This is a genomic window from Sanguibacter suarezii NBRC 16159 (genome assembly GCF_001552735.1).
In the GTDB taxonomy this organism is placed as follows: domain Bacteria; phylum Actinomycetota; class Actinomycetes; order Actinomycetales; family Cellulomonadaceae; genus Sanguibacter; species Sanguibacter suarezii.
Map to the genome: position 1 here is coordinate 69,959 of NZ_BCRT01000011.1, position 24,905 is coordinate 94,863.

23 protein-coding genes are annotated in these 24,905 nt (G+C 70.3%); 16 read left to right on the forward strand and 7 right to left on the reverse strand.

The features are described from left to right. The first annotated feature begins 39 nt into the window (after positions 1-39). The 6 genes from SS2_RS07425 (at position 40) to SS2_RS07450 (ending at position 4,342) form a co-directional block, all read left to right on the forward strand. Positions 40-639, forward strand: coding sequence for a riboflavin synthase (locus tag SS2_RS07425; RefSeq protein WP_066462628.1), 600 nt, complete (start codon positions 40-42; stop codon positions 637-639). After that, positions 636-2,015 (forward strand): GTP cyclohydrolase II, encoded by a 1,380-nt coding sequence (gene ribA, locus SS2_RS07430; protein ID WP_083941930.1) that lies wholly within the window; start codon positions 636-638, stop codon positions 2,013-2,015. The genes SS2_RS07425 and ribA overlap by 4 nt, the downstream gene beginning before the upstream one ends. Beyond that, a complete protein-coding gene (ribH, locus tag SS2_RS07435) occupies positions 2,012-2,479 on the forward strand; it encodes a 6,7-dimethyl-8-ribityllumazine synthase (protein ID WP_066462629.1) in 468 nt (155 codons plus the stop codon). Before ribA ends, ribH begins: the two co-directional genes overlap by 4 nt. Before the next feature lie 192 nt (positions 2,480-2,671). Continuing rightward, positions 2,672-2,935: a phosphoribosyl-ATP diphosphatase gene (locus SS2_RS07440; protein ID WP_066462630.1), complete on the forward strand. Its 264-nt coding sequence runs from the start codon at positions 2,672-2,674 to the stop codon at positions 2,933-2,935. A gap of 38 nt (positions 2,936-2,973) precedes the next feature. After that, complete coding sequence (hisG, locus tag SS2_RS07445) at positions 2,974-3,822, forward strand: ATP phosphoribosyltransferase (RefSeq protein ID WP_066462635.1); 849 nt, start codon at positions 2,974-2,976, stop codon at positions 3,820-3,822. 61 nt (positions 3,823-3,883) lie between these two features. Next, positions 3,884-4,342: a PH domain-containing protein gene (locus tag SS2_RS07450; RefSeq protein WP_066462638.1), complete on the forward strand. Its 459-nt coding sequence runs from the start codon at positions 3,884-3,886 to the stop codon at positions 4,340-4,342. An 86-nt stretch (positions 4,343-4,428) separates the two neighbouring features. On the opposite strand, the gene SS2_RS07455 is transcribed toward SS2_RS07450, so the two are convergent. Beyond that, positions 4,429-6,315 (reverse strand): DEAD/DEAH box helicase, encoded by a 1,887-nt coding sequence (locus tag SS2_RS07455; protein WP_066462640.1) that lies wholly within the window; start codon positions 6,313-6,315, stop codon positions 4,429-4,431. Positions 6,316-6,685: 370 nt separating this feature from the next. Between SS2_RS07455 and clsA the strand changes: the two genes are divergently transcribed. From clsA to SS2_RS07490, 7 genes are all read left to right on the forward strand, one after another. After that, complete coding sequence (gene clsA / locus SS2_RS07460) at positions 6,686-7,252, forward strand: cardiolipin synthase ClsA (protein WP_439646293.1); 567 nt, start codon at positions 6,686-6,688, stop codon at positions 7,250-7,252. Continuing rightward, on the forward strand, positions 7,249-8,103 hold the full coding sequence (locus SS2_RS07465) for a DUF881 domain-containing protein (RefSeq protein WP_083941932.1): 855 nt from the start codon (positions 7,249-7,251) through the stop codon (positions 8,101-8,103). Before clsA ends, SS2_RS07465 begins: the two co-directional genes overlap by 4 nt. A 22-nt stretch (positions 8,104-8,125) precedes the next feature. After that, positions 8,126-8,458 carry a small basic family protein gene (locus tag SS2_RS07470; RefSeq protein ID WP_066462772.1) on the forward strand — a complete coding sequence of 111 codons (333 nt, stop codon included), beginning with the start codon at positions 8,126-8,128 and terminating at the stop codon, positions 8,456-8,458. Further along, positions 8,455-9,288: a DUF881 domain-containing protein gene (locus tag SS2_RS07475; RefSeq protein ID WP_066462644.1), complete on the forward strand. Its 834-nt coding sequence runs from the start codon at positions 8,455-8,457 to the stop codon at positions 9,286-9,288. Before SS2_RS07470 ends, SS2_RS07475 begins: the two co-directional genes overlap by 4 nt. A gap of 195 nt (positions 9,289-9,483) precedes the next feature. After that, on the forward strand, positions 9,484-9,981 hold the full coding sequence (locus tag SS2_RS07480) for an FHA domain-containing protein (protein WP_066462645.1): 498 nt from the start codon (positions 9,484-9,486) through the stop codon (positions 9,979-9,981). After that, entirely contained in the window at positions 9,978-10,781 is an 804-nt protein-coding gene (gene ftsR / locus SS2_RS07485) for a transcriptional regulator FtsR (protein ID WP_066462648.1), read from the forward strand. The genes SS2_RS07480 and ftsR overlap by 4 nt, the downstream gene beginning before the upstream one ends. Positions 10,782-11,063: 282 nt before the next feature. After that, positions 11,064-11,603 carry a MerR family transcriptional regulator gene (locus tag SS2_RS07490; RefSeq protein ID WP_245643433.1) on the forward strand — a complete coding sequence of 180 codons (540 nt, stop codon included), beginning with the start codon at positions 11,064-11,066 and terminating at the stop codon, positions 11,601-11,603. Positions 11,604-11,681: 78 nt separating this feature from the next. On the opposite strand, the gene SS2_RS07495 is transcribed toward SS2_RS07490, so the two are convergent. Next, a complete protein-coding gene (locus tag SS2_RS07495; RefSeq protein WP_066462773.1) occupies positions 11,682-12,461 on the reverse strand; it encodes a ParA family protein in 780 nt (259 codons plus the stop codon). 294 nt (positions 12,462-12,755) lie between these two features. Between SS2_RS07495 and SS2_RS07500 the strand changes: the two genes are divergently transcribed. Continuing rightward, positions 12,756-16,154 (forward strand): pyruvate carboxylase, encoded by a 3,399-nt coding sequence (locus tag SS2_RS07500; protein WP_066462653.1) that lies wholly within the window; start codon positions 12,756-12,758, stop codon positions 16,152-16,154. A 49-nt stretch (positions 16,155-16,203) separates the two neighbouring features. Beyond that, positions 16,204-16,419, forward strand: a complete 216-nt coding sequence (locus tag SS2_RS07505) for a hypothetical protein (RefSeq protein WP_066462654.1) — start codon at positions 16,204-16,206, stop codon at positions 16,417-16,419. A gap of 81 nt (positions 16,420-16,500) precedes the next feature. On the opposite strand, the gene SS2_RS07510 is transcribed toward SS2_RS07505, so the two are convergent. The 3 genes from SS2_RS07510 to SS2_RS07520 all read right to left on the reverse strand — a co-directional run bounded on the left by SS2_RS07510 (position 16,501) and on the right by SS2_RS07520 (position 18,901). After that, on the reverse strand, positions 16,501-17,754 hold the full coding sequence (locus SS2_RS07510; RefSeq protein ID WP_066462655.1) for a phospholipase D-like domain-containing protein: 1,254 nt from the start codon (positions 17,752-17,754) through the stop codon (positions 16,501-16,503). 80 nt (positions 17,755-17,834) lie between these two features. Further along, positions 17,835-18,362, reverse strand: a complete 528-nt coding sequence (locus SS2_RS07515; protein WP_066462657.1) for a GNAT family N-acetyltransferase — start codon at positions 18,360-18,362, stop codon at positions 17,835-17,837. Then, positions 18,359-18,901 carry a hypothetical protein gene (locus tag SS2_RS07520; protein ID WP_157607233.1) on the reverse strand — a complete coding sequence of 181 codons (543 nt, stop codon included), beginning with the start codon at positions 18,899-18,901 and terminating at the stop codon, positions 18,359-18,361. The genes SS2_RS07515 and SS2_RS07520 overlap by 4 nt, the downstream gene beginning before the upstream one ends. An 815-nt stretch (positions 18,902-19,716) precedes the next feature. On the opposite strand from SS2_RS07520, the gene SS2_RS18125 reads away from it, so the two are divergent. Beyond that, positions 19,717-20,784: a tyrosine-type recombinase/integrase gene (locus SS2_RS18125; protein ID WP_157607234.1), complete on the forward strand. Its 1,068-nt coding sequence runs from the start codon at positions 19,717-19,719 to the stop codon at positions 20,782-20,784. Positions 20,785-20,897: 113 nt separating this feature from the next. On the opposite strand, the gene SS2_RS17695 is transcribed toward SS2_RS18125, so the two are convergent. Both SS2_RS17695 and SS2_RS07540 read right to left on the reverse strand, forming a co-directional pair. Continuing rightward, positions 20,898-22,151, reverse strand: coding sequence for a hypothetical protein (locus SS2_RS17695; RefSeq protein WP_066462664.1), 1,254 nt, complete (start codon positions 22,149-22,151; stop codon positions 20,898-20,900). Between the two features lie 202 nt (positions 22,152-22,353). Continuing rightward, positions 22,354-24,888 (reverse strand): helix-turn-helix transcriptional regulator, encoded by a 2,535-nt coding sequence (locus tag SS2_RS07540; protein ID WP_157607235.1) that lies wholly within the window; start codon positions 24,886-24,888, stop codon positions 22,354-22,356. Between the last annotated feature and the right edge of the window lie 17 nt (positions 24,889-24,905).

Sequence of the window (24,905 nt, forward strand, 5' to 3'; positions counted from 1 at the left end):
CCACAGACCCAGCACCGCGCACCACAAGGAGACCCCTGTATGTTCACCGGAATCGTCGAAGAGATCGGCACGATCACCGCGCTCGAACGACCAGACGCGGCAGGCGACGTGAGGATCACCGTCCACGGGCCGCTCGTGACCTCCGACGCCCGCCTCGGCGACTCCATCTCCGTCAGCGGCGTGTGTCTGACCGTCACCTCGCTGCCGGGGGAGGCCTTCACCGCCGACGTCATGCCCGAGTCCCTGGACCGCACCTGCCTCGGCGCACTGGTGCCCGGATCCCGCGTCAACCTCGAGCGCGCGGTGCGAGCCGACGCACGCCTGGGCGGGCACATCGTCCAGGGCCATGTCGACGGCGTCGCGACCCTCCGCTCGCGAGCACCGGGACCGCGCTGGGACGACCTCGTCTTCGACGCTGATCCTGGCCTGACCCGCTACGTCGCGGAGAAGGGGTCGATCGCCGTCGCCGGCGTGTCGCTGACGGTCACCGCGGTGACCCAGACGTCCTTCGGTGTCTCGCTCATCCCCACCACCCTGGAGGCCACCGTGCTGGGTGACCTGGTCCCTGGCGACCGGGTCAACATCGAGGTCGACGTCCTCGCCAAGTACGTCGAGCGCCTACTCGGGGCACGGGCATGACCGGGGGCGCGGGTGCGCCGCTGGCCACGATCGAGGCCGCCCTCGACGAGCTGCGCGCAGGGCGTCCGGTGCTCGTCGCCGACTCCCCGGACCGCGAGAACGAGGCCGACGTGATCTTCGCCGCCTCCAACGTCTCGGCCGAGTGGGTGGCCTGGACCATCCGCCACTCCTCGGGGTACCTGTGCGCGCCGATGCCGGCGGCGCGGGCAGACGCCCTCGCGCTGCCGCTCATGGTCCCGCACAGCCAGGATCCCCGGCGCACCGCCTACACGGTGACCGTGGATGCCGCGACCGGCGTCACCACGGGCATCTCTGCCGCGGACCGGACCCGGACCCTCTCCGTGCTCGCCGACCCGGGGACCGGGCCCGTCGACCTCATCCGCCCCGGGCACGTGCTGCCGCTGCGGGCGGTGCCTGGGGGAGTGCTGCACCGCGCCGGGCACACCGAGGCCGCCGTCGACCTCGTCCGGCTGGCCGGGCTCGGGGAGGTCGGCGGCATCGCCGAGCTCGTCAACGACGACGGCACGATGATGCGCATGGACGACGCCGCCGCCCTGGCAGGGCGTGACGGTCTGCTGCTCATCACCATCGCGGACCTCATCGCCTGGCGCCTGGTCCACGACCCGGCCGTGGTCAGCCGCGACGTGCTGCCCGAGGCGGTGCGCGTGCAGCCGGTCGCCGTCGCGGACCTGCCCACCGAGCAGGGACTCTTCCGCATCCACGGTTTCCGGGACGTGCGCACCGGCGCCGAGCACATCGCGTTGCTGCCGGTCGCGCCGACCGAGCCCACCGCGGTCCCGGTCGTACGGGTGCACTCGGAGTGCCTGACCGGCGACGCCTTCGGCTCGCTGCGTTGCGACTGCGGACCGCAGCTCGAGGCGTCCTTGGAGGCGGTCGCGCGCGACGGTGGGGCCGTGGTCTACCTGCGCGGGCACGAGGGGCGCGGGATCGGGCTGCTCGCCAAGATCGCCGCCTACCAGCTCCAGGACGCCGGCCGTGACACGGTCGAGGCGAACCTCGAGCTGGGTTGGCCCGCCGACCGCCGCGAGTACGGCGCGGCCGCGGCCATCCTCACCGCGCTCGGCCTGCACCGTATCCGGCTGCTGACCAACAACCCGGCCAAGGCCCTAGGGCTGAGCGCCCACGCGATCACGGTCACCGAGACCGTGGGGATCGAGGTCGGGCACACCCCGGAGAACCTCCACTACCTGCGGACGAAGAAGATGTCGATGGGGCACCTGCTGCACACCGTCAGCGCGGACGCCGCACCACCGAACCTTGTGCCCACCGCACCTACCGCACCCACCGCACCCACCGCACCCACCGCACCCCGACCAGCATCACCCACCACCCCGACCCAGGAGGACCCGCGATGAGCGGAGCAGGAGCACCCACCATCACCCCCGACGGCACCGGGCTGCGGATCACCGTGATCGCGGCACAGTGGCACACCGAGATCATGGACGGTCTGCTCGGCGGGGCCCGCCGGGCGCTGGCAGCGGCCCACGTCAGCCACGTCAAGGAGATCCGCGTCCCCGGGTCCTTCGAGCTGCCGGTCGCGGCGGCGCGGGCGGCCGAGGCCGGGGCGGACGCCGTCGTGGCGCTCGGCGTCGTCATCCGCGGCGGCACGCCGCACTTCGAGTATGTGTGCCAGGCCGCGACCCTGGGGCTGACCGAGGTCGCCGTGCGCACCGGCGTGCCGGTCGGCTTCGGCGTGCTCACCGTCGACCACGAGGAGCAGGGCTTCGACCGAGCCGGCCTCCCCGGCTCCCGAGAAGACAAAGGCGCCGAAGCCGTCGAAGCCGCCCTCGCCACGGTCCTAGCCCTCCGCTCCCTCTAACCCCACTCACCAACCACCCTCCCAGCCCGCTGAGTGCACGATTGTGTACGCGACTCGCCGGTGCGACATGCGCACTTTCGTGCACTCAGCGGGGTGCGTGTGGGGTGCGGGTGGCGGGGCGGGAGCGGGGGTGGGGTGGTCAGCTGGCGGACGGGGGCGGGAGTGGGGGCGACGGGCGACTATTCTTGAGGGGTGAAGACGTTCGAAGAGCTGTTTGCAGAGCTCACCCTCAAGTCCGTGGAACGCCCCGCCGGTTCTGGCACTGTCGCCGAGCTCGACGCCGGGGTCCATGCCATCGGCAAGAAGATCGTCGAAGAAGCCGCCGAGGTGTGGATGGCCGCGGAGTTCCAGTCCGACGCCGCCGCCGCCGAGGAGATCTCCCAGCTCCTCTACCACCTGCAGGTGCTCATGGTTGCCAAGGGACTGCGCCTCGAGGACGTCTACAAGTACCTCTGAGCCTGACCCACTCCCTCCGACTCGAACGCGAGAAACCCGTGCTCCGTATTGCCGTCCCCAACAAGGGGTCACTGTCCGAACCCGCCTCCGACATGCTCCGTGAGGCCGGATACCGTCAGCGCCGCGACAGCCGCGAGCTGGTGCTCGCCGACCCGGCCAACGACGTGGAGTTCTTCTTCCTGCGCCCCCGCGACGTCGCCGTGTACGTCGGCGCCGGCACGGTCGACGCCGGCATCACCGGCCGTGACCTGCTGCTGGACTCCGGAGCCGACGCCGAGGAGCACCTTCCGCTCGGCTTCGCCCGGTCCACCTTCCGCTTCGCCGCGCCCGTCGGGGAGATCACCGAGATCTCCCAGATCGAGGGACGCTCCGTCGCCACGTCCTACGCCGTCCTGGTGCAGAACTACCTGGCCGCCCAGGGCATCACCCCCAAGTCGATCGTCCGCCTCGACGGCGCGGTCGAGAGCTCGGTCAAGCTCGGGGTCGCCGAGGTCATCGCGGACGTCGTGGAGACCGGCACCACGCTGCGCGCCGCCGGCCTGGACATCTTCGGGGAGCCGATCCTCAAGTCCGAGGCTGTGCTCATCCGTCGCCGCGGCGCCGACATCCCGGCCAAGCTCGACCAGCTCACCCGCCGCCTGCAGGGCGTGCTCACCGCTCACGAGTACGTGCTCATGGACTACGACGTCCCCGTGCACCTGGTCGACGCCGCCGTGGCGATCACCCCCGGGCTGGAGTCGCCGACCGTCTCCCCGCTGCACGACCGCGACTGGGCAGCCGTCCGCGCCATGGTCCGCCGCGACCAGACCAACCAGGTGATGGACACCCTGTACGAAGTCGGCGCTCGTGCGATCCTGGTGACATCGATCCACGCCTGCCGGCTCTGACGATCGGCCCAGCGCACGTGGTCGTGTGCTGGGCGCAACGGCAGGCTCGAGGGAGTGTGTCATGGCGTCGACCCGAGGGCTCTACGACCCCTTCGCGCCCCGGTTCGTCCGGTACGTCGCGTGGGCGTCGATAGGCCTGCTCGTCGTCGGCCTCGCACTCGTCCTCTACCTGGCCCCGGGCACCGGCGGGGCCGGGTACAGCCCGAGCAACATCGTGGGTCTGAGCCTCGTCGTGGTGGGCGGGTGCGTGTACCTCTGGCGCCAGGCCACGGTCCGCGCGACGGTCGACATGACCGGCATCCGCGTCCGCAACCTCTTGTGGGTACGCAGCTATGACTGGCCTCAGGTCCTCGCGGTGACCTACGGCCCCGGCGACCCGTGGGTCATGCTCGAGCTCTCCGACGGGCACCGCACGGCCATGATGGCCATCCAGCGATCGGACGGGCGCTACGCCCAGCGCGAGGTGGACCGCCTGGTGTCCTTGGTGACGTTGCACGGAGAAGCCCACGGCGCCGACTGATCCGACTCGCAGCACGCAGAAGGCCGGGCCCCATGGGGACCCGGCCTTCTCGTGTCAGCTGCGCGTCATGCGCGAGCGGTCACCGCTCAGTAGCGGGGCGTGCGCTCGGAGCGGTCGTAGCCGGTGCGCTCGGTCGGGCGCTCGAAGCGCTCCTCGCGGCGACCCGACGGCGCGCTGTTGCGCGGTCCGCTGGCAGCACCGGTGTGCCCGGCGCGCGGGCCGCGGGAGACCGCGGGTCCCTCGTCGAGCTTGATGCGCAGTGCCTTGCCGGCGACCCGGGCACGAGAGATCTTGTCGATCGTGTCGTTGTCGAGCGGGGTGGCGATGTCGACGAGGGAGAAGCTCGGGAAGATGTCGATCTTGCCGAGGTCCTTGCCGGACAGGCCGCCCTCGTTCGTCAGCGCGCCGACGATCCCGCTCGGCTGGGCGCCGTGCGTGTGGCCGACGGACAGACGGTAGCGGGTGCCGACGACGTCGCGGCGGGCTCCGCCGGTGCGCGGTCCGCGGTCGTCACGACGCTCGCGCGGTCCACGGTCGTCACGGGAGTCCCGTGCGTCGCGGGTCTTGCGCTCGTTGCGTGCCTCGGCGCGCTGGGCCTCGAAGGCAGCCTCTTCCTCGCGAGCCTTGGGGCCGTCGTCGCCCACCGCGAGAGCGGCGAGGATGGCGGCGAGCTCGGCGGGGTCGGTGCCCTCGTGGGTGGCGAGGTACTCACGGACCAGGTCGACGTACATCGACAGGCGACCGGCCTCGCGACGCTCGTCGATCCGGGCCAGGGTGGCCTTGACCTTGTGCGCGGAGACGTCCGCGGGGGAGGGGATCTCGATCTCGACGAGCTGCTGACGGATGGTCCGCTCGATCTGCTTGAGACGGCCACGCTCGTTCGGGGTGACGAAGGAGAGCGCGACACCGGTGCGGCCGGCGCGGCCGGTACGACCGATGCGGTGCACGTAGGCCTCGGGCTCACCCGGGATGTCGAAGTTCACGACGAGACCGATGCGGTCGACGTCGAGCCCGCGGGCTGCGACGTCCGTGGCGACGAGGACGTCGAGGGCGCCGGCGCGCAGACGCTCGACGATCTTCTCGCGGTCCTTCTGGGCCACGTCACCGGAGATGGTGGCGGCGGAGATGCCACGCTCGATGAGCGCGGAGCCGACCTCTTCAGCAGCACCACGGGTGCGGCAGAAGACGATCGCGGCCTCGGCGTCGGAGGTGGCGAGCACGCGGGTGAGCGAGCCGATCTTGTGACGGAAGGGCACGACCGCGTACTGCTGGGTCACGGCGGTGACCGTGGAGGACTGACGCGAGACGGCGATCTCGATCGGGTTGCGCAGGTGGTGCGCGGCGACGCGGCGGATCTGGGGAGGCATGGTCGCGGAGAACAGGGCGACCTGGCGCTCGACCGGAGCGGCGCCGAAGACCTTCTCGACGTCCTCGGCGAAGCCCATGCGCAGCATCTCGTCAGCCTCGTCCAGGACGAGGAAGCGGATGGCGCCGAGCTTGAGGGTGCCGCGCTCGAGGTGGTCGATCACACGACCGGGGGTTCCGACGACGACCTGGGCGCCGCGGGCGAGGGCACGGGCCTGCGGGGGGTACGGGGACCCGCCGTAGACCGGGACGACCTCGATGCCGGGCAGGTGCTTGGCGAAGGTCTCGATCGCCTCGGCGACCTGCATGGCCAGCTCGCGGGTCGGTGCGAGGACGAGAGCCTGCGTCTGGTGCAGGGTGGGGTCGATCGCGGCGAGCATCGGCAGGCCGAAGGCCGCGGTCTTACCGGTTCCGGTCTGCGCGACGCCGGTGATGTCGTTGCCTGCGAGCAGAGCCGGGATCGCCTCGGCCTGGATCGAGGAGGGGGTGGTGAAGCCGAGGTCGAGGACCGCGGAGAGAAGCTCGGCGGGGAGGCCGAGGTCTGCGAACGTGACCGTAGGAACGTCAGCGGCGTTGTTTACGGGCGCAGCAGTGTCGACAGAAGTCATAAAGAGAGCAACCAGCCATTCAGTGGTGTGGGGAGCGATGGACAGCTCGAATGAGCTGAACCGGCGTCGCAATCCCGAAAACACACACTGGGCCTAGTCAGGCCACTGACACACGCACACGCGGGACTCGCGACAAACTCCGAGGGATGTCCCTACAGTACGCGGTCGATGCCCTGCAGGTCGAGTGGGTGCGCGGTGACCTCGACCACAGACAACTCGTGTCTCAATCGTTGCCATATATTCCGCTCTCGGGTGCGGGACGCTCACTCGGCGCTCATAGGATAGCCAGATCGCGCATTGCGGCATGCAGGGCGCAGGTAGCGCACGAAAGATGGGTCGGTCAGCGGTGGGCGAGGCAAGAGAGCAGCGGGTGAGCACCCGTGTGGTGACGGTTCCCAACCTCATCAGCATGCTGCGTCTGGCTCTGGTGCCTGTCTTCGCGGTGCTCATCATCACCGAGCACGACGTCGCCGCCCTCGCGGTGCTCGCCTTCTCCGCGCTCACCGACTGGCTGGACGGGGTCGCCGCGCGGATGCTGGACCAGGTGTCCAAGCTCGGCCAGGTCCTCGACCCGGCCGCGGACCGCCTGTTCATCCTCGTCACCCTCGTCACGCTCGCGTGGCGTGACATCGTCCCGCTCTGGCTGCTCGTGGTCATCCTCGCGCGCGACGTGCTCATGATGTCGCTCATGCCGACGCTGAGCCGGCTGGGGTATGGGCCGCTGCCGGTGAACTTCATGGGCAAGGCGGCGACCTTCGCGCTGCTCTACGCCTTCCCCCTGCTGCTGCTGGCCGAGGCACCCGGTGCGCTCGGTGCCTGGGCCGCGGCCCTCGGCTGGGCCTTCACCTGGTGGGGCGTGGGGCTGTACTGGTACTCCGGAGCCCTCTACCTGGTCCAGGCCCGCCAGCTCACCCGCGCCGCCGGAGCCCGCCCATGACTCCCGAGGGCCCCGGTATGCGCCCGGCCCGTGCGGTCGATGCGTCGATGACCTTGCTCAACGAGGTCATGCACCGGCCGCTGGACGCGGGGTACGCCGAGGCGGCGCAGCGCCGAGCGGAGGGCGCAGCGCCCTCGCGCGGCGCGGCCACCGTCGTGGTGCTCCTGGTGATCGCGGTGCTGCTGGGCTTCGTCACGACGCAGGCGGTCGCTGAGCTGCGCGAGCCGCAGCCCGGCGTCGTGGCGGCGCGCACCCTGCTCCAGGACGAGATCGTCAGCAGCCGTGAACAGGTCGCTGCCCAGACGGCGCAGAACGCCGCCCTCGGTGCCTCCATCGACAGCCTGCGCGACTCCGCGCTCGAGCTCGTGGACCCGCAGATGGTCCAGACGGCGGCGCGGGACAGCTTCGCCAACGGCACGGTCGCCGCGCGCGGTCCGGGGATCACCGTTACGGTGGCCGACGGCGCGGACGCGGCCACCAACCCGGGGGCCTTCGTCCAGGACACCGACCTGCAGTCGGTGGTCAACGCCCTGTGGTCCTCGGGGGCTGAGGCCATCGCCGTCAACGGTCAGCGTCTGACGTCGACCACGGCGATCCGTAGCGCAGGCAGCGCCATCCTCGTCGACCTTGTCGGCGTGGCTGGGCCGTACGAGGTGGTGGCCCTCGGGGACCAGAACGGGCTGGAGACCGGCCTGGCCCGGTCGTCGGCGGCGCAGCAGCTGAGCACCTTGGGCTCGCAGTACGGGATCAAGACGAACGTGGCCACGCACGAGGAGCTCCTCGTGCCCGCGGGCCCGACCAGGGTGCTGTTCACGGCCCGACCGCTCGACGACACGAAGGACGACCAATGACAACGGCGTGGGGGAGTGCATCGTGATTCCGGTCCTCGGACTCTTGCTCGGGATATCGGCTGGGTTGATCCTGGAGCCGACGGTCCCCATCTACCTGCAGCCCTATCTCCCCATCGCGGTGGTCGCCGCCCTCGACGCCCTCTTCGGCGGCCTGCGCGCGCTGCTGGACGGGCTCTTCGACGACAAGGTCTTCCTCGTCTCCTTCTTGTCCAACGTCGTGGTGGCCGGGGTGATCGTCTTCCTCGGTGACCAGCTGGGCGTGGGCACGCAGCTCTCCACGGGCGTGGTCGTCGTGCTGGGGATCCGGATCTTCTCCAACACCGCGGCGATCCGCAGGCACCTGTTCAAAGCATGAGTGACCACGACACCGCCCCTGAGGTCCCCGAGACCCCCGACGCTCCCGGCGACGCCTCCACCGCCGAGACGCCGGGCGCTGCCTCCGGCCCGCCCCCGGCTCCCCGCCTCCCCGCGACCGCGTGGCGCCGGGTCCGTGGCGCGCTGAGGCCGCGTGCCACGCGGGCGCAGATCCTCGCGGCGGTGCTGTGCGCCGTCCTCGGCTTCGCGCTCGTCGTCCAGCTGCGCCAGACGCAAGAGGACGAGTTTGCCGGACTGCGCCAGTCGGACCTCGTCCGCATCCTCGACGACGTCAACCGCCGGTCCGACGCGCTGACACGCGAGGCAGCAGCCCTGCGTGAGACCGAGTACGAGCTGCGCTCGGGCACGGACTCCCAACGCGCGGCGATCGAGCTCGCCGAGCAGAACGTCGTCGTGCAGGGGATCTTGTCCGGTCGGCTGCCGGCCGAAGGCCCCGGGCTGACGATCACCGTGGTGGAGGGGGACAAGCGCATCACCGCCGCGCGCCTGTTCAACGTCCTGGAGGAGCTGCGCAACGCCGGCGCCGAGGCGATCGAGGTCAACGGCATCCGCATGGTGACCAGCAGCTACTTCGCCGACAGCAGCGACGGCGTGATCATCGACGGCATCCCTGTCCATGCACCGTACCGGTGGACGGTCATCGGCGACCCGCAGACTCTCGAGCCGGCCATCGCCATCCCCGGAGGTGCGATGGCGACCATCGCGAACAACGGCGGACGCGCCACGACCGAGCAGAAAGAGCTCGTGGAGATCACCGCCGTGCGCGAGCCGGCCGAGCCCACCTTCGCCACGCCCGACCCTGGAGAATGATCCGACCTGCCACAACGTCGGGGCGAGTTGCGTGCAAGACTGCGCCAGAGACTTCTGTCCAGGGCAGATCGCCTCTAAGGTTGTGATGAGACGGTTGAGACATCTCACAGCTGTGGTCCACCTGCCGATAATGTTGGCGGCGCAGTACACCCGGACGTAATCGCAGTGACGTATTCGCAGTGACCAGGAGGCGACATGACCAGCAGCACCGGACACCCAGGACGACCGGGTCTGCCCGAGAGCTCCGCACTGCCAGGTCTCGGGGACACCACCATCAGCTTCGGCACGCCCGTCGCGGACGAGGTCCTCGGGGCCCGCGGGCTCACCGCCGAGCAGCAGGCAGCTGTCGCGGCGCTGCCGCGCACCTCGGCTCTGCTGATCATGCAGCGCGGCCAGAGCGGCGGCTCCCGCTTCCTGCTCGACGCCGACCGCACGGTCGCAGGCCGCAGCGAGCAGGCAGACATCTTCCTCGACGACGTGACGGTCTCGCGCAAGCACGTCGAGTTCGTCCGCGAGCTCGACGACTTCGTCGTGCGGGACATCGGCTCCCTCAACGGGACGTACGTCAACCGCGAGCGGATCGACTCCGCGCTGCTCAAGGCAGGCGACGAGGTGCAGATCGGCAAGTACCGCATGCTCTTCTACCCGAGCCCGCTGGCCGGAGCCGCCACTGACGAACCCGCAGCCGAGTGAGCGCTGCGCTCTCTCCGCATTCTGGCGGCGCGCAGTCTGACGGCGGGCAGTCTGACGGCGACGCTCAGACGACGGCCCCCGCGGACGTCGTCGAGCGGTCGTGGCCGCACGGGATCTCTCGGGACGCCTCGATGCGCATCTCCGACGTGCTCTCCGGGCTGCGCCTGGAGTTCCCGGCGATCAGCCACTCCAAGCTCCGTTTCCTCGAGGAGCAAGGGCTCGTCGAGCCGGTGCGCACCGCCTCCGGGTACCGCAAGTACAGCCCCGCCGACGTCGAGCGGCTGCGCTTCGTGCTCATCGAGCAGCGGGACCGGTACCTGCCGCTCAAGGTGATCAAGGGCAAGCTGGCCGCCCTGGACGCCGGCGTGGCCAGCTCTGACCAGCCGCTCATCCCGCGTCTGGCGACCCGGGACGGGGAGACGGCAGCGTCCCGGCCTCAGTCCACCACCGCTGCGCTGGCAGCGACCTGCGGCGTGGAGCCCACCTTCGTCGACGCCCTCGTCGCTGCGGGGATCCTGCGCGCCGACGGTGCCGGGCAGTTTGACGCCTCGGCCCAAGAGATCGTCCGTCTCGCAGCCGGGCTCGGGGAGTTCGGCATCGAGGCCCGTCACCTGCGCTCCCTGCGCACCGCCGCCGAGCGTCAGGTCGACCTCATCGACCAGGTGGTCTCGCCGCTGCGGGGTCAGCACGCCCCGTCGGCACGGGGACGCGCCGGGACGACGGCTGCGGAGCTGGGGGAGATGTTCGCGCGACTGCACACCGTCCTGGTGCGTCAGGGCGTCGCTGATCTCCCTGGGTGAACAGCCCGTTCTCCCTGGTCAGAGCGGGCTGGCTGCGACACGCCAGAACTGCTCCGGCAGTGGTCGTTGACCCTGCACCACCCGAGCCATAGCGTGAGCCTGTCACTCGGAAGGCGCAGCGCTTGCGCCGGGAACACGAGATCCTCGCTCGTCGATCATCTGCAGTCCATGGACTTCATGTCACCATGGAAGCAGGTGTGCGCCGGGTCCGAATGACCGGCGGCTCGAGACGGAGGCAGACAAGTGAGCGACAGCGGACAGAACGGTGGCCCTGGTGCATCCGTGACCCGCACGCAGGGTCTTCTCTTCGACGACGACCTGCCCAGCCTGAACGATTCCATCGGCTACCGCGGCCCCACCGCGTGCCGCGCCGCCGGGATCACCTACCGTCAGCTCGACTACTGGGCACGGACCGGGCTCGTCGAGCCGACCGTGCGCTCGGCGACCGGGTCTGGCACCCACCGCCTCTACAGCTTCCGCGACGTCCTCGTCCTCAAGGTCGTCAAGCGGCTCCTGGACACCGGGGTGTCGCTGCAGCAGATCCGTGCGGCCGTCGTCCACCTGCGTGAGCGCGGTGTGGAGGACCTGGCCCAGATCACTCTCATGAGCGACGGCGCCTCGGTCTACGAGTGCACCTCGGCCGACGAGGTCATCGACCTGGTCCAGGGCGGTCAGGGAGTCTTCGGTATCGCGGTCGGTCGGGTCTGGCGCGAGGTGGAGGGGACGCTGGCGACGCTGCCTACCGAGCGTCTCGACGCCCCGCAGGACGTGCCGGCCCACGACGAGCTCTCCGCCCGTCGTCAGGCTCGCTCGGCGGGCTGAGGCCCGCGCCACTGCCGAGCGCCCTCGTCGCGAGGTGCGCCTCGGAAGGTGCCATCGTCAGGCGCGCGTGGGGTGCGGTCAGGCCTCGGCCATGGCCCGCATCGCGCGGGCGAGGATCGTGTCGAAGGCCTGTGCGAGCTCGGCGGCGGGTGCGCCGGGCCAGTCGTGGATCGCCCGTCCGGCACCCTGGGCCTGCTGCATGGCAGCGCGCTCGGGGATGATGGGGGACAGGATGAGCGGGCCGTACATCTCTTCGAGCTCCTGCTGGCGGTAGGCCTGCTCGCTGGAGCGTGCCCGCACCCGGTTGATGACGACGCCCAGCGGCTGCAGGTCGGGTGCGGAGGTGCGGCGCAGCTCGTCGATGGCCTTGAAGGCCCGCCCCGCCGCGGTGACGGAGAACAGTCCCGGCTCGGTGACCACGATCGCGCGGTCGCAGGCCGTCAGCCCCTGCCGGGTGAGGCCGCCCAGGGACGGCGGGCAGTCGACGAGCACGAGGTCGTACTCGTCCTCGTCGAGGGTCTCCAGTCCCGTCGCCAGGCGCCCGAGGCGGTGGGCGAAGGTGGGTCCGTCGTGGCGGGCCGACTCGGCCGACCCCATGAGGACGTCGAGCAGGTCCGGGTCCCAGCTGGAGACGGCGAGCGCCGACTTCACGACGTAGTCGGCTGGGTTGTCCAGGACTGCGGCGACGTCTTGCGCGGCGGCGCCGGTCGCGCCGAGGGAGAGGGTGGTGTCCGCCTGCGGGTCGAGGTCGACAACCAGTGTCCGCAGTCCGGAGGCGAGTGCCGCCGAGGCCAGTCCGAGGGTGATGGACGTCTTGCCGACGCCGCCTTTCAAGCTGCACACTCCGAGCACGGGCACGAGGGGCACTGTCCTTCCGGCGAGGTCGCCACTAGGTCGAGCTGCTGGTCACCCGAGATCGAGGACGTGCACCGCGGGTGTGCTGAAAGCGTTCATCCGGGATCAGAGTACCGAACGCGGAGATTTCTCCGGTCCCGTGATCGAGCGCAGCCAGAATCGTGGGAAGATCGTGATGATCCCACGCCTGTGGTGTGCGGGGATCTTCTGGGACCGAGGTCGACCTGTGCTGGACGCGCCCGTGGCGGCGCACGGCGGCACCGGGTCCCGGAATCGTCGACTGATGGGATATATCGAGTGTTCTCCAAGGTCCTGGTTGCCAACCGTGCAGAGATCGCCGTCCGAGCGTTCCGCGCCGCCTATGAGATGGGCGCGCGCACCGTCGCGGTGTTCCCGCAGGAGGACCGCAACTCCGAGCACCGCCTCAAGGCCGACGAGGCCTACCTCATCGGCGAGCCGGGTCACCCGGTGCGTGCCTACCTCGACATCGAGGAGATCGTCCGGGTCGCCAAGGAGGCCGGCGCGGACGCGGTGTACCCCGGCTACGGCTTCCTGTCGGAGAACCCTGACCTCGCCCGTGCGTGCGCCGAGGCCGGCCTGACCTTCATCGGCCCGCCGGCAGAGGTGCTCGAGCTGGCCGGGAACAAGGTCCGGGCTCTCAAGGCCGCCCGCGAGGCTGGCATCCCCGTTCTCGCCTCCTCGGAGCCGTCCGCCGACATCGACGAGCTCATCGCCGCAGCCGACGAGATCGGCTTCCCCATCTTCGCCAAGGCCGTGGCCGGCGGTGGTGGTCGCGGCATGCGCCGCGTGGACAACCGCGAGGACCTCCCCGAGGCCCTCGCGGCCGCCATGCGCGAGGCCGACAGCGCCTTCGGCGACCCGACGATGTTCCTCGAGCAGGCCGTCCTGCGGCCGCGCCACATCGAGGTGCAGATCCTCGCGGACGGGGAGGGCAACGTCGTCCACCTCTTCGAGCGCGACTGCTCCGTCCAGCGCCGCCACCAGAAGGTCATCGAGATCGCCCCGGCCCCCGACCTGGACCCGGCAGTCCGCGACGCGCTGTGCGCCGACGCGGTGAAGTTCGCGCGGTCCATCGGCTACCAGAACGCCGGCACCGTGGAGTTCCTGCTGGACACGGTGGGGGAGCGGGCTGGCCAGCACGTGTTCATCGAGATGAACCCGCGCATCCAGGTGGAGCACACGGTCACCGAAGAGGTGACCGACATCGACCTCGTGTCCTCGCAGATGCGCATCGCAGCCGGAGAGACCCTGGCTGACCTCGGCATCCGTCAGGAGGACATCCGGGTCAACGGCGCCGCGCTGCAGACCCGCATCACGACCGAGGACCCTGCCAACGGCTTCCGCCCCGACACCGGCCGCATCGTCGCCTACCGCTCACCGGGCGGCGCGGGAGTCCGCCTGGACGGTGCGACCGCGACGGCCGGCTCCGAGATCAGCGGTCACTTCGACTCCATGCTCGTCAAGCTCACCTGCCGGGGCCGCGACTACCCGACCGCGGTGCGCCGCGCCCGGCGTGCGCTGGCGGAGTTCCGCATCCGCGGCATCCGCACCAACATCCCCTTCCTGCAGGCAGTCCTGGCCGACGACGAGTTCGTGGCCGGCCACCTGTCGACGTCCTTCATCGACGAGCGCCCTGAGCTGCTGGTGGCCCGGGAGAGCGCCGACCGCGGCACCAAGCTCTTGTCCTTCCTCGGTGACGTGACCGTCAACCGGCCGCACGGCGCCGGGACCGGGGCCATCGACCCGCGGCTCAAGCTGCCCACGTGCGACATCGCCCAGCCGGCGCCGGCAGGCACCCGCCAGGCGCTGCTGGAGCTCGGCCCGGAAGGGTTCGCCCGGGCGCTGCGTGACCAGACCGCGGTGGCCGTCACCGACACCACCTTCCGCGACGCCCACCAGTCACTGCTGGCCACCCGGGTGCGCACGCACGACCTCGAGGTCGTCGCGCCCTACGAGGCGCGGATGCTGCCGGGCCTGTTCTCGGTCGAGGCGTGGGGCGGGGCGACCTACGACGTCGCGCTGCGCTTCCTCGGTGAGGACCCGTGGGACCGCCTGACCAAGCTGCGCGCCGCCTTCCCGAACGTGGCGCTGCAGATGCTGCTGCGCGGGCGCAACACGGTGGGGTACACCCCGTACCCGACCGAGGTGACCGAGGCCTTCGTGCGCGAGGCCGCGGCGTCGGGCATCGACATCTTCCGCATCTTCGACGCGCTCAACGACGTCGAGCAGATGCGACCGGCGATCGAGGCGGTCCGTGCCACCGGGACAGCCGTGGCCGAGGTGGCCTTGTGCTACACCGGCAACCTGCTGGACCCGGACGAGACGCTGTACACGCTGGACTACTACCTGGAGCTGGCGGACCGGATCGTCGCGGCCGGCGCGCACATCCTCGCGATCAAGGACATGGCCGGGCTGCTGCGCCCGGCAGCGGCCGCCACGCTGGTGACCGCGCTGCGCGAGCGCTTCGACCTGCCGGTGCACCTGCACACCCACGACACCACCGGTGGTCAGATGGCCACGCTCATGGCGGCGATCGACGCCGGCGTCGACGCGGTCGACGTGGCCTCGGCCGCGATGGCCGGGACCACCAGCCAGCCGCCGATGTCCGCACTGGTCGCCGGCCTGGAGCACACCCCGCGCGACACCGGTCTGTCCCTCGCTGCGGTGTGCGACCTGGAACCGTACTGGGAGGCTGTGCGGCGCATGTACGCACCCTTCGAGTCCGGCCTCGCAGGCCCGACCGGACGCGTGTACACCCACGAGATCCCCGGCGGTCAGCTGTCCAACCTGCGTCAGCAGGCGATCGCGCTGGGCCTGGGGGACCAGTTCGAGCAGATCGAGGCGACCTACGCGGCCGCCGACCGGATCCTGGGGCGCCTGGTCAAGGTCACGCCGTCCTCGAAGGTCGTGGGAGACCTCGCGCTGCAGCTCGTGGCCCGCGGGGCGGACCCGGAGGACTTCGCCGAGAACCCGCAGGACTACGACATCCCCGACTCCGTCATCGCCTTCCTCGGCGGCGAGCTCGGCGACCCGCCCGGTGGCTGGCCCGAGCCCTTCCGGTCGAAGGCGCTGGCCGGGCGGACCGTCCGCGAGGGTGTCCACCCGCTCACCGAGCAGGACGAGGCCGACCTTGCCGGATCCTCCCAGGTACGCCGGGACCGTCTCAACCACCTGCTCTTCGCCGGTCCGACCAAGGACTTCCTCACCACGCAGGCCAAGTTCGGCGACGTGAGCGTCCTGGACACGCACAGCTACCTGTACGGCCTCGAGCGTGAGGAAGAGGTCGAGATCGCGCTCGAGCGCGGGGTGCGTCTGATCGTCGGGCTGGAGGCAGTCGGCGAGCCCGACGTGCGCGGCATGCGGACCGTGATGTTCACCCTCAACGGTCAGATCCGACCGATCCAGGTCCGTGACACGAGCATCGAGGTGGACAGCTCTGCCGTGGAGAAGGCCGACCTGGACACCCCTGGGCAGATCGCCGCACCCTTCGCCGGTGCCGTCACGCCCGTGGTCCAGGAGGGTCAGCGGGTCGAGGCCGGCCAGACCGTGGCGACCGTCGAGGCGATGAAGATGGAGGCCTCGATCACCACCCCGGTGGCCGGGACGGTCCAGCGCCTGGCGATCGGCGCGGTCCAGCAGCTCGAGGGTGGAGACCTGGTGATGGTCATCTCTTAGCAGGTGGCAGGCCTGGCTGCGGTGGCGGCCAGGCCGAAAGATGCCTAGCGTGGTCGGGACCAACCCTGAGGAGGAAGCGCACATGTTCGCTCACCCGGACGGCCCTGACGGCCCCGACCACGCAGTCGCCGACGAGCTCGCCGAGGACGTCGCCCAGCAGCTGCACGATGCGCACCCGGAGTTCGGCGAGGTGCCGTTGCTCGAGGTCGACGAGACCGTGCCGCCGCGCCCGGAAGAGCAGATCGCCGACGCCGCACGCGAGTGAGCGCTCTGGCGTCGCGCTGGTGCGGCGCGCCGCACCAGCGCTGTCGGCGCTGTCAGCGTTGTCGGTGCTGAGAGCGCAGGGTCAGAGCAGCGGGCTCAGCGGCGTGAGGATCAGCTCGCCGAGCTTGGCCACGGGGGAGCGACGCTCCCAGTCCTCGAGCAGGAGCTCACGGCAGTTGCTCAGGTCGACCGCGAAGATGTCTTCCATCTGCGCGGCGAGGGTCTCGTCGTAGATGTTCATGTTGATCTCGTAGTTACCGGTCAGGCTGAGCCGGTCGATGTTCGCGGTGCCGATGGTGGTCCACCGTCCGTCGACGGTCGCCGTCTTGGCGTGGACCATCGCGTTGCGGTACAGCCAGATGCTCACCCCGGCGCGCAACAGCTGGGAGTAGAGCCCGCGCGAGAGCCAGTCGGTGAGCACGTGGTTGGACGCCTCGGGCACGATGATCCGCACGTCGACGCCGCGGCGTGCGGCTCCCACGATGACAGCCAGCAGCTCACGGTCCGGGATGAAGTACGCCTGGGTGAGGTACACATGGTGGGTCGCACGCCGGATCGCCTCGAGGTAGAGGTTGCGGATCGGGTAGACGCGGCGCACCGGGGCGTTGCGGGCGGCCTGGAGCTCCGGGGCCCAGACGTGGGTGCCGGGGGAGGGGATGGTGGGATTGTCCCCGCGCAGGTTGAGGTTCCAGAAGTCGATGAAGGCGCTGGACAGCTCCCACACCGCAGGGCCGGTGAGCTTGAGGTGGGTGTCGCGCCATTGCGTGGCGTAGAGGGTGCCGATGTTGTACCCGCCCACAAAGCCGACCTCGTCGTCGACGACGAGGATCTTGCGGTGGTCGCGCCCGGTGTGCTTGATGTCCATGAGCAGGACCTGCGGGCGGAAGATCGGGTACTGCAGGACGTGGATCGGCTCGGGGAAGCGGAAGAACGTGCGGGGGACCACGAGGTTGGCGAATCCGTCGTAGACGACATAGACGTCGACGCCGCGGGCGGAGGCCTCTATGAGGGCGTCCTTGAAGGTCTGCCCGACCTCGTCGCCCTTCCAGATGTAGGTCTCGATGAAGATCCGCGTCGTGGCGGACCGGATCGCTGCGAGCATCTCCGCGTACAGGTCCTCACCGAAGGAGTAGACCGTGGTGGTGGAGTCGCCGATCGTGGCCTCTCGCGGGCGCGTGTGCGGGAACACGGCCTTGCGCGATTCCGAGCGCTTCTTCCAGTGGTCGAGGGCGATGATGGCACCGGCCGCGACGAAGGGGGCGGCCACCGAGACGAGGGCGGCGCGCTTGAACGTCTTCTCGGCGAAACGGATCGCACTCTGCTCGACATCATCCACCCGATGAACATAGCCGACGCGCAGGTGGGAGGCGCTCTCTGGCGCGCCTCGGAGTGTCCCGGGCGCACGCGTCTGCGGGCTTACAGGCGCCGCTCGAGGAGGACGACGTCGAGCCAGGTGCCGGCGAGCGGTCCATGGGTCATGAGGCCGAGCCTCTCGCGGGTGCCGACGACGCGAAACCCCGCTGCGCTGTGCAGCGCCAGGCTGGCGGTGTTCTGCGGGAAGACCCCGGACTGGAGCGTCCAGATGCCACCGCGCTGGGCGGACGTGGTGAGCCCGTCGAGCAGCGCCGCGCCGACCCCGCGTCCTCGCGCGAACGGTGCCACGTACACGGACAGCTCGACGACTCCTGCGTAGACGCAGCGCCCGGACACGGGGGAGACGGCTACCCATCCGAGGACCGTGCCGGCGTCGTCGAGCGCGACGTACCGGTGGTCGTCCAGGTGGCTCGAGGTGAACTCTGCCCAGGTCGGGGCCTCGTGGCTGAACGTCGCCAGGCCGGTCGCGATGCCAGCCGCGTAGATGTCCAGCACCGCAGGGCCGTGCCCGGCGTCCATCGGCGCCAGGTGCAGGTCGCTGCGAAGGGTAGCGGGGTGGTCGTGTGTCATGACACTGATCGTGCCGGCTGCGGCGACGTCCGCGACCGCAGGTATGCGAGGTGGCACCACAGGCCCACGAGCACGACCAGCACGCAGACGTGCCATCCCACCGAGGCGGTGGACTCCAGGATCCACGTCTGCGCTGAGATCCTCCAGAGACCTCCCATGACCAGCGCGGCGATGGCCAGGTGTGGTGAACGCAGCCGTAGTGCCAGCACCAGTGCTGTCAGCGCGAGCATGTTCGTCGGGCCGATCATGACCGGGACGCCGACAAAGATCACCAGGGCGCTCACCACTGCGAGGAAGCCGAGCTGGCGCGTCCGCAGGGGATCGGCAGGGTGGTTCCATGGAACGAGCGCGAAGAGCGTCCACGTCGCCGGTGCGAGGAAGAACACCAGGGTGAAGGGCAGGCGTCCGTACACCAGCACCACGCCGATAATCGTGGCGACTGCTCCGGCGAGAGCAAGGATGCCTAGCTGCTCGACGCTGCGTCTGCCGTCGTCAGAGGCGTTGAGGTACCGCATCCACAGAGCCCGCACACGCGTCATGGCGTCACTCTACGCAGATCGTGCAATGAGTCAAGAACTTCGCAGGCGGGACGTCTTGCTTCTCGACGGGAGGTGGGCGGGCGGTTCGATCGAGCTGGCGGCAGGGGAGCACCCCGTCCGACGGCGAGCGCCGCTCCCGGGCAGCGTCCGGCCGCTCTGCGCCGCCGTAATGTCATAAGATACATTATCGGCGGGGCGGATGGTTGGGCTGGTGGGGTCAGAAGGGGCTGGTCAGGGCCCGAAAGGGCCGGGTAGCGCATGGGAGGCAGACGCGCCGTGATCCCGACAGTCCGCAGGGGCTCGTCAATCTCTAGGTCAGGGCAAACTGCACAGTCGCGGTGGTGGGTCGCTGGCTGCAGGCGGACAGCAAGGCGGCAGTCAGGCTGGGTCGATACGCGACGTCGGTGAGCATCGACGGCAGCCCATGCGGCTGTCGGCTCTGCGGCTCGATGTGACTCGGTGGCGGCGCGTCGGACGGCAGCGTCATCTGCGTCACGGCCGCCGGGACGGTCGCGCAAGCGTCGAGGTGCCTGAGGGTTCTGTAAGAGCTCAAGCACTGGAATCGCTGATCACCGAGCGCCACCGTTGAGCGCTCCGCTCCGTTCTGTGCCGTTTGTCGCACTTACTACGTTGTACGCTGCAAGAACGTAGTATCCGTTTTGGGGCAAACAGGTCCCCCAGTGCGACGCTGAGGCTCGCTCTGGCCGCCTAGAGATCACCTCTGTCACCCGTCGTCTCACGAGTGTCAGAGGCTGTCACTAGGCTCCGCAGAAGTCCTCCGTCCGCTGGAGGCTTCAGTCGAAGGAGCTCGTCCCGTGGTTGCACCACCGTCCCTTGTCCGCCTGACTGTGGCAGTCGCTGTAGACACCTACACCGGCACCTTCCCCCGGTCTGTCGTCATGGGGTCTCTCTCCCAGGTCACGGTGGACAACTACGTCCGCGACCTGACCGAGTTCGTCGAGATCATCGGTGGCGACAGGATCCTCGACGACCTCACCAGCGAAGACCTCGACGACGCCGTCGTGACCTACGGCTCCAAGCCGGACGGACGGTTCAACGACCCAGGTGATCGGACGCGGTCGCTCGGTGCGGCCGCGCGCTTCATGCAGTCCGTCTCGCGGTTGTTCTCCCACGCGACCCGCGTCGGCTGGGTTCAGCTCAATCCGGTCCCGGACATGCTCGTCACCTTCAAGGGTGGGCGGACCAGGGCCAAGTCGCGCACGGCACTCCCCCAGTCCGGCGCTGCGGCGCTGCTCTCCACGACCGATCCGGCCGAGAAGCACGTCACGCGCGCCGACCAGGACATGTTGCTCCGGGACCGGTTCATCCTTCACCTCCTCATGGAGGTGGGGCCGCGCGTCTCCGAGCTGTGCAAGGCAGACCGCGCTGACATCAGCGTCGACGACGACGGCGCCGCCTGGTTCGACATCCGTCACGGCAAGGGCGGTGGGCACCGCAGAGTCCCCCTGTCCCCCAGGACCATGGAAGCATTCACCGACTACGACCGCGCCCGCCCGACACCGGCCCCGCGCACCCGCAAGGTCAAGGGCGTCCTGGTGGAGACCGTCGGGGTCGAGGACGCCAAGCGGGCGCTGGTCCTCACGTGGCGGGGCCTGCGCATGCAGCCGCGCGACGTCGAGCTGATGGTCCACCGTCAAGCCGCACGGATGCCTGCCGCCCTCATGCGCGAGGTCACTCCGCACGGCCTGCGCCACACCGCGGCCACCCTCCTTCTAGCCTCCGGCGCCGCCGACGTCATGACCGTCCGCGACATCCTCGGCCACGCCTCCGTCGCCACCACGAGCATCTACCTCGACTCTCAAGCCGACCACATGGTGGCAGCCGTCAAGCTGCACCCGGTGACGATGCCGAAGGTGTGCTGAGCCTGATCGAGGCGTGACCTGGCGTGGCTCCCTGTCCCAGACGCAGAGCGACCCGACCTCACAGAGAGGTCGGGTCGCTCGGTACGTCGCTCAGGCCGCTCCGTCGAGCGCCGTCAACGACTGCTGTGGCGACGCACTGCGGCCAGGAGGCCTACTCCCCCGGCGATCGCGCTGGCAGCAGCCAGCGCGAGACCAGCTGTCGTGGCTCCGGTCCAGGCGAGCGATGTGGTGGACGGCGTGGTGGACGACGGTGCGCTCACGGCCGTGTCGCTCTGACCCGCAGTCACGACCCCATCAGAGGACGTCGAAGCTGAGTCCTGAGCATCGGCGGTCATCGATGCCGCGGAGCGCTCGGCAGGGGCCTGCGCCTGCTCGCTCGGGACGGCGGGTTCGGCAGGCTCGACCGAGTCAGCCGGGTCTGCCGGGTCGGCGGGCTCCCCCGGGTCCACCGGCGGGTCGACGGGATCGACCGGCGGGTCCACGGGGTCCACGGGCGGGTCGACCGGGTCCACGGGCGGGTCGACCGGGTCCACGGGTGGGTCCACCGGGTCGACCGGCGGGTCCACGGGGTCCACCGGCTTCTCCGGCTCGGTCACCTCCGGGACGCAGTACGTCCAGTCTCGCTCGTCGACTCCCCCGCGCCCGGAGTTGTCTTCGCCGAAGTGGTAGTTGTAACCGTTGGACTCGGTCCAGGCGATGCACATCCCCGGTTGCAGGCCGAAGTACGACCACGGGATGAAGGTCGTCCCGATGAGCTCACGATTGGTGTCGATGCTCACGTTGTTCGCGCCCGGGACATTGATGTTCACGTATCCGGACGCGGGGATCGGATCCCGGAAGTGTAAGCCGTCCGAGGCCCACCAGAACGGCCGGTCGTAGCCGTCCTCGTGGTAGCCGTCGGTGACGGCAGCCAGGGGGGCAGGCGCGGTCGTGTCGCTGGTCTCGTCCGCGGCGCCGTCGGGTGCTGGGCTCTCCTCCTGCGGGATGCCGAGGGGCGCAGTCAGCGCGAGGCCCTCGACGTCCTTCTCAGAAACCTTCTCGACCTCGGGCGCCGGGTCGGTGGCCTCATCGGGCTGTTCCGCTTCCTCAGACGCCTCCGGTGCGTCCTCCGCACCGAACGACTCCGACTCCTCGGTCACATCCTCGGCGCCGGCCTCGGGAACCTCTTCCGGTGCAGGCATCTCGGGGGCAGGAACCTCCTCGACTATCTCGACCTCCGGCGCCGGATCCACGGGGGTGGTCTCGGTGGCGACCGTGGTGGTCGGGTCCTCGACGAGGGGCGCCCCATCCAGAGCCCCCGGCGAGGAGATGGGGACGGCTGTGAGGACCGCTGCGAGAGCGACGGCAGGGACGGTAGCAGGTGTCATGATCTCCTCCCTTGTCATGGGCTGCAGGGTGCATTGCGTGGTCGCACGACCATGAAACCGCCTCCTCAGGAGCGCACGGCCCGCACGCGCGATGGTTGAGAAGCGGCACGCGCCAGATGGAGCAGCAGGCTGCCGACGGCGTAGGTAGCGCCGTCGCGTCCCACTGAGCAGCGCCGGTGGCGCGGCGGGCAGGTGCGGGGGCCTAGAGCAGGGCTGCGACCTCGTTGCGGGAGGCGACGCCGAGCTTGCGGAAGATGCGGTAGACGTGGTTGTCGACAGTTCGGCTGCTGACCACGAGCCGCTCGGCGATCTCCTTGTTGGTCAGCCCTGCGGCGATGAGCCGGGCCACCTCGACCTCGCGGGCCGTGAGAGTGTCGGCAGGCGCCGAGGCCGGTGTCACCAGGTGCAGCTCTTCCCCCGCCACCGCCAGGCGGCGCGCGAGCGTCGTCTCCTCATCCCTGGCACGGGTCGTCAGGCCCTCAGCCCGCAGCAGGCGGACCGCTGCGGCGTGCGCACGCACCGCGAAGGCGTTGAGCCCGTGCGCGCTCAGATCGTCCACCGCGTCCAGGAGTGCCTCGGGATCCTGGACCGCGCACGCCCGGATGTACCGCCCCAGGCACGGCAGCATCGCACCCTGGGCGGTGGCGGCGAGCTCAGCCAGCTGGGTCAGCTGACCGGCACGCTGCGGGTCGGCCCAGAGACCCGCCAGGTGCGCGCCGTCGACCACCGCAGCCAGCACGTGCCCCTGGTCGGCCAGAGACTGGACGCCGTCCCAGGCGGGCGCCGTGGCCTCACGGACGTCTTGTCCCGATGCCACCTCGAGCATCGCCGTGAGGGGTCCTGGGCGCGCGAAGGGCGACGACGCGGCCAGCATCCGCAAGGAGGTGACCTGGGAGATCATGGACCGGGCGCTGGGCAGGTTCCCCTCCAGGATCGAGAGCACCGCTCCGATCGACAGCAGCCCGGCGCGTGTGCTCGGACGCAGCGGCGCGGGCGACCCCATCGCGAAGACGGACGTCAGGTGCTCCCGCAGGCTCGTGAGCCTGCCCTGCAGGTACAGGCCCAGCGCCACGACGTAGCCCAGCGGCTCGATCTGGTCCCCCTCGAGCATGGCGAGCGCCTGGTCGAGCAGGCGCGACGACCGTTCGGTGGCCGACTCGATGTCCCCCACGCACAGCAGCGACACGGTCACCATCGAGCGGGCGTCCTGTCGAGGTGAGGACTCGGGCAGCGACACGGCAGCGAGCTCGCTGTGCGCGTCGTTCACTGCTCCGCGCGCCAGCAGCGCCTCACCGTGGACGAGTCGGACGACCTCGTCCGCCTGGGCGGTGAGCGGGGTGCGGTGCCGGCGCGGTGCCGTTGCAGCCGTGCCGTTCGCGCCAGGCCGCGGGGAGGTCCGCGCGACGTCCGCTGCGCTGTCCCCCACGGCGAGGCGGATGTGCTCGGCGACGGCGTCATACACCGGTCTGTTTGCGGGGTCACTGTCCGCGAGGTCGGTGAGCTTCGCCAGCCCCTCGACAGGATCGTGAAGGATGAGAGACCGGTAGACCGCTTCCCACATCCAGACGAAGGTCAGGTGGCGCGCGTCCTCCCCGGTCTCCTCGTGGGCCTTGTGCAGGACAGTCTCGATGGTCTCGGGCGCAGCCCCGGCGGTGACGAGCGCGTCGAGGTACATGACGATGTTGCGGTTCGACGGGTTGACCTCCCACGCATCGCGGCAGACGAGCAGCCGGGTTGCCGACCGTTCCCGCAGCACCCGCCCCAGCACTGCCGCGGACTCCGGTGACGACCAGGTCACCGGCGAGCTCAGCGGGAGCCGCGGGACCTGTGCCTCCTCCGTCTTGGTCAGGACCGTGCTGATCGCCTCGACCGCGCGCATCCCGCGGGAGGTGTGCTCATAGTGACGCAGGTGCTCGGCGACCAGCGGCGGGAAGAGCGCCACGAGGGTGCGGTCGGCCTCCTCGACGAAGCGCAGCAGCCCGTGGTCATCGAGGGTCACGATCACCGACCACGGCAGCAGGCGACGCACCGTCGCGACCTCAGCCGGCCCCAGCGCGGCGAGAGTCCACACCGCGTCCGTCTCGTCATCGCCGAGCCCCGCCACGAGCCGGTCCACCACGACGCTCAGCGCAGCGGTCCACAAGTCCTGCTGGGCGACCCAGAGATTCTCCTGGCGCACGAGGCGGCCGGCGCTGCGGGCCTCGAGCGTGATGGCCCGGGCGATCCCGGGCAGCCCGCCGGAGAGGGCGTAGATCCGGCCGACGGCGTCGGAGTCCACGTCGCCACCGAGGACGTCGTGAGCCAGCCGGTGCACCACCTCGAAGGGCAGCGGCGGGACCCACAGGACGGTGGCGCTGCGGCCCGCCATGATCCTGTCCACGGATGCGAGCCCCGGGTAGGGAGGGCGCAGAGCTGCCACCACGGTCACATCGTGGCTCGCCACGGTGGCCGCCAGCACCGCGGCCGTGGCGTCGTCGACCGACTCGGCGTCGTCGATCAGCACGAGAGCGCGCCCGGACCCGACTGCTGACGCCACCCGGGCTGCGGCGGCGGCCGTCGCACTGGTCGTCGCGGCAGGCGCGGTGAACAGCCCGGCCAGGACGAGGGGCTCCAAGGGGCGTCCGCCGCGGCCGAAGGCAGGGAGGGAGAGCACCGTCCAGTCGTCCTCCTGTGCGCCCAGGCGTAGCCGGTCGAGCAGGGTGGTGCGGCCCGAGCCGGGAAGGCCCACCACAGACACGCAGGTCCGCCGCGAGA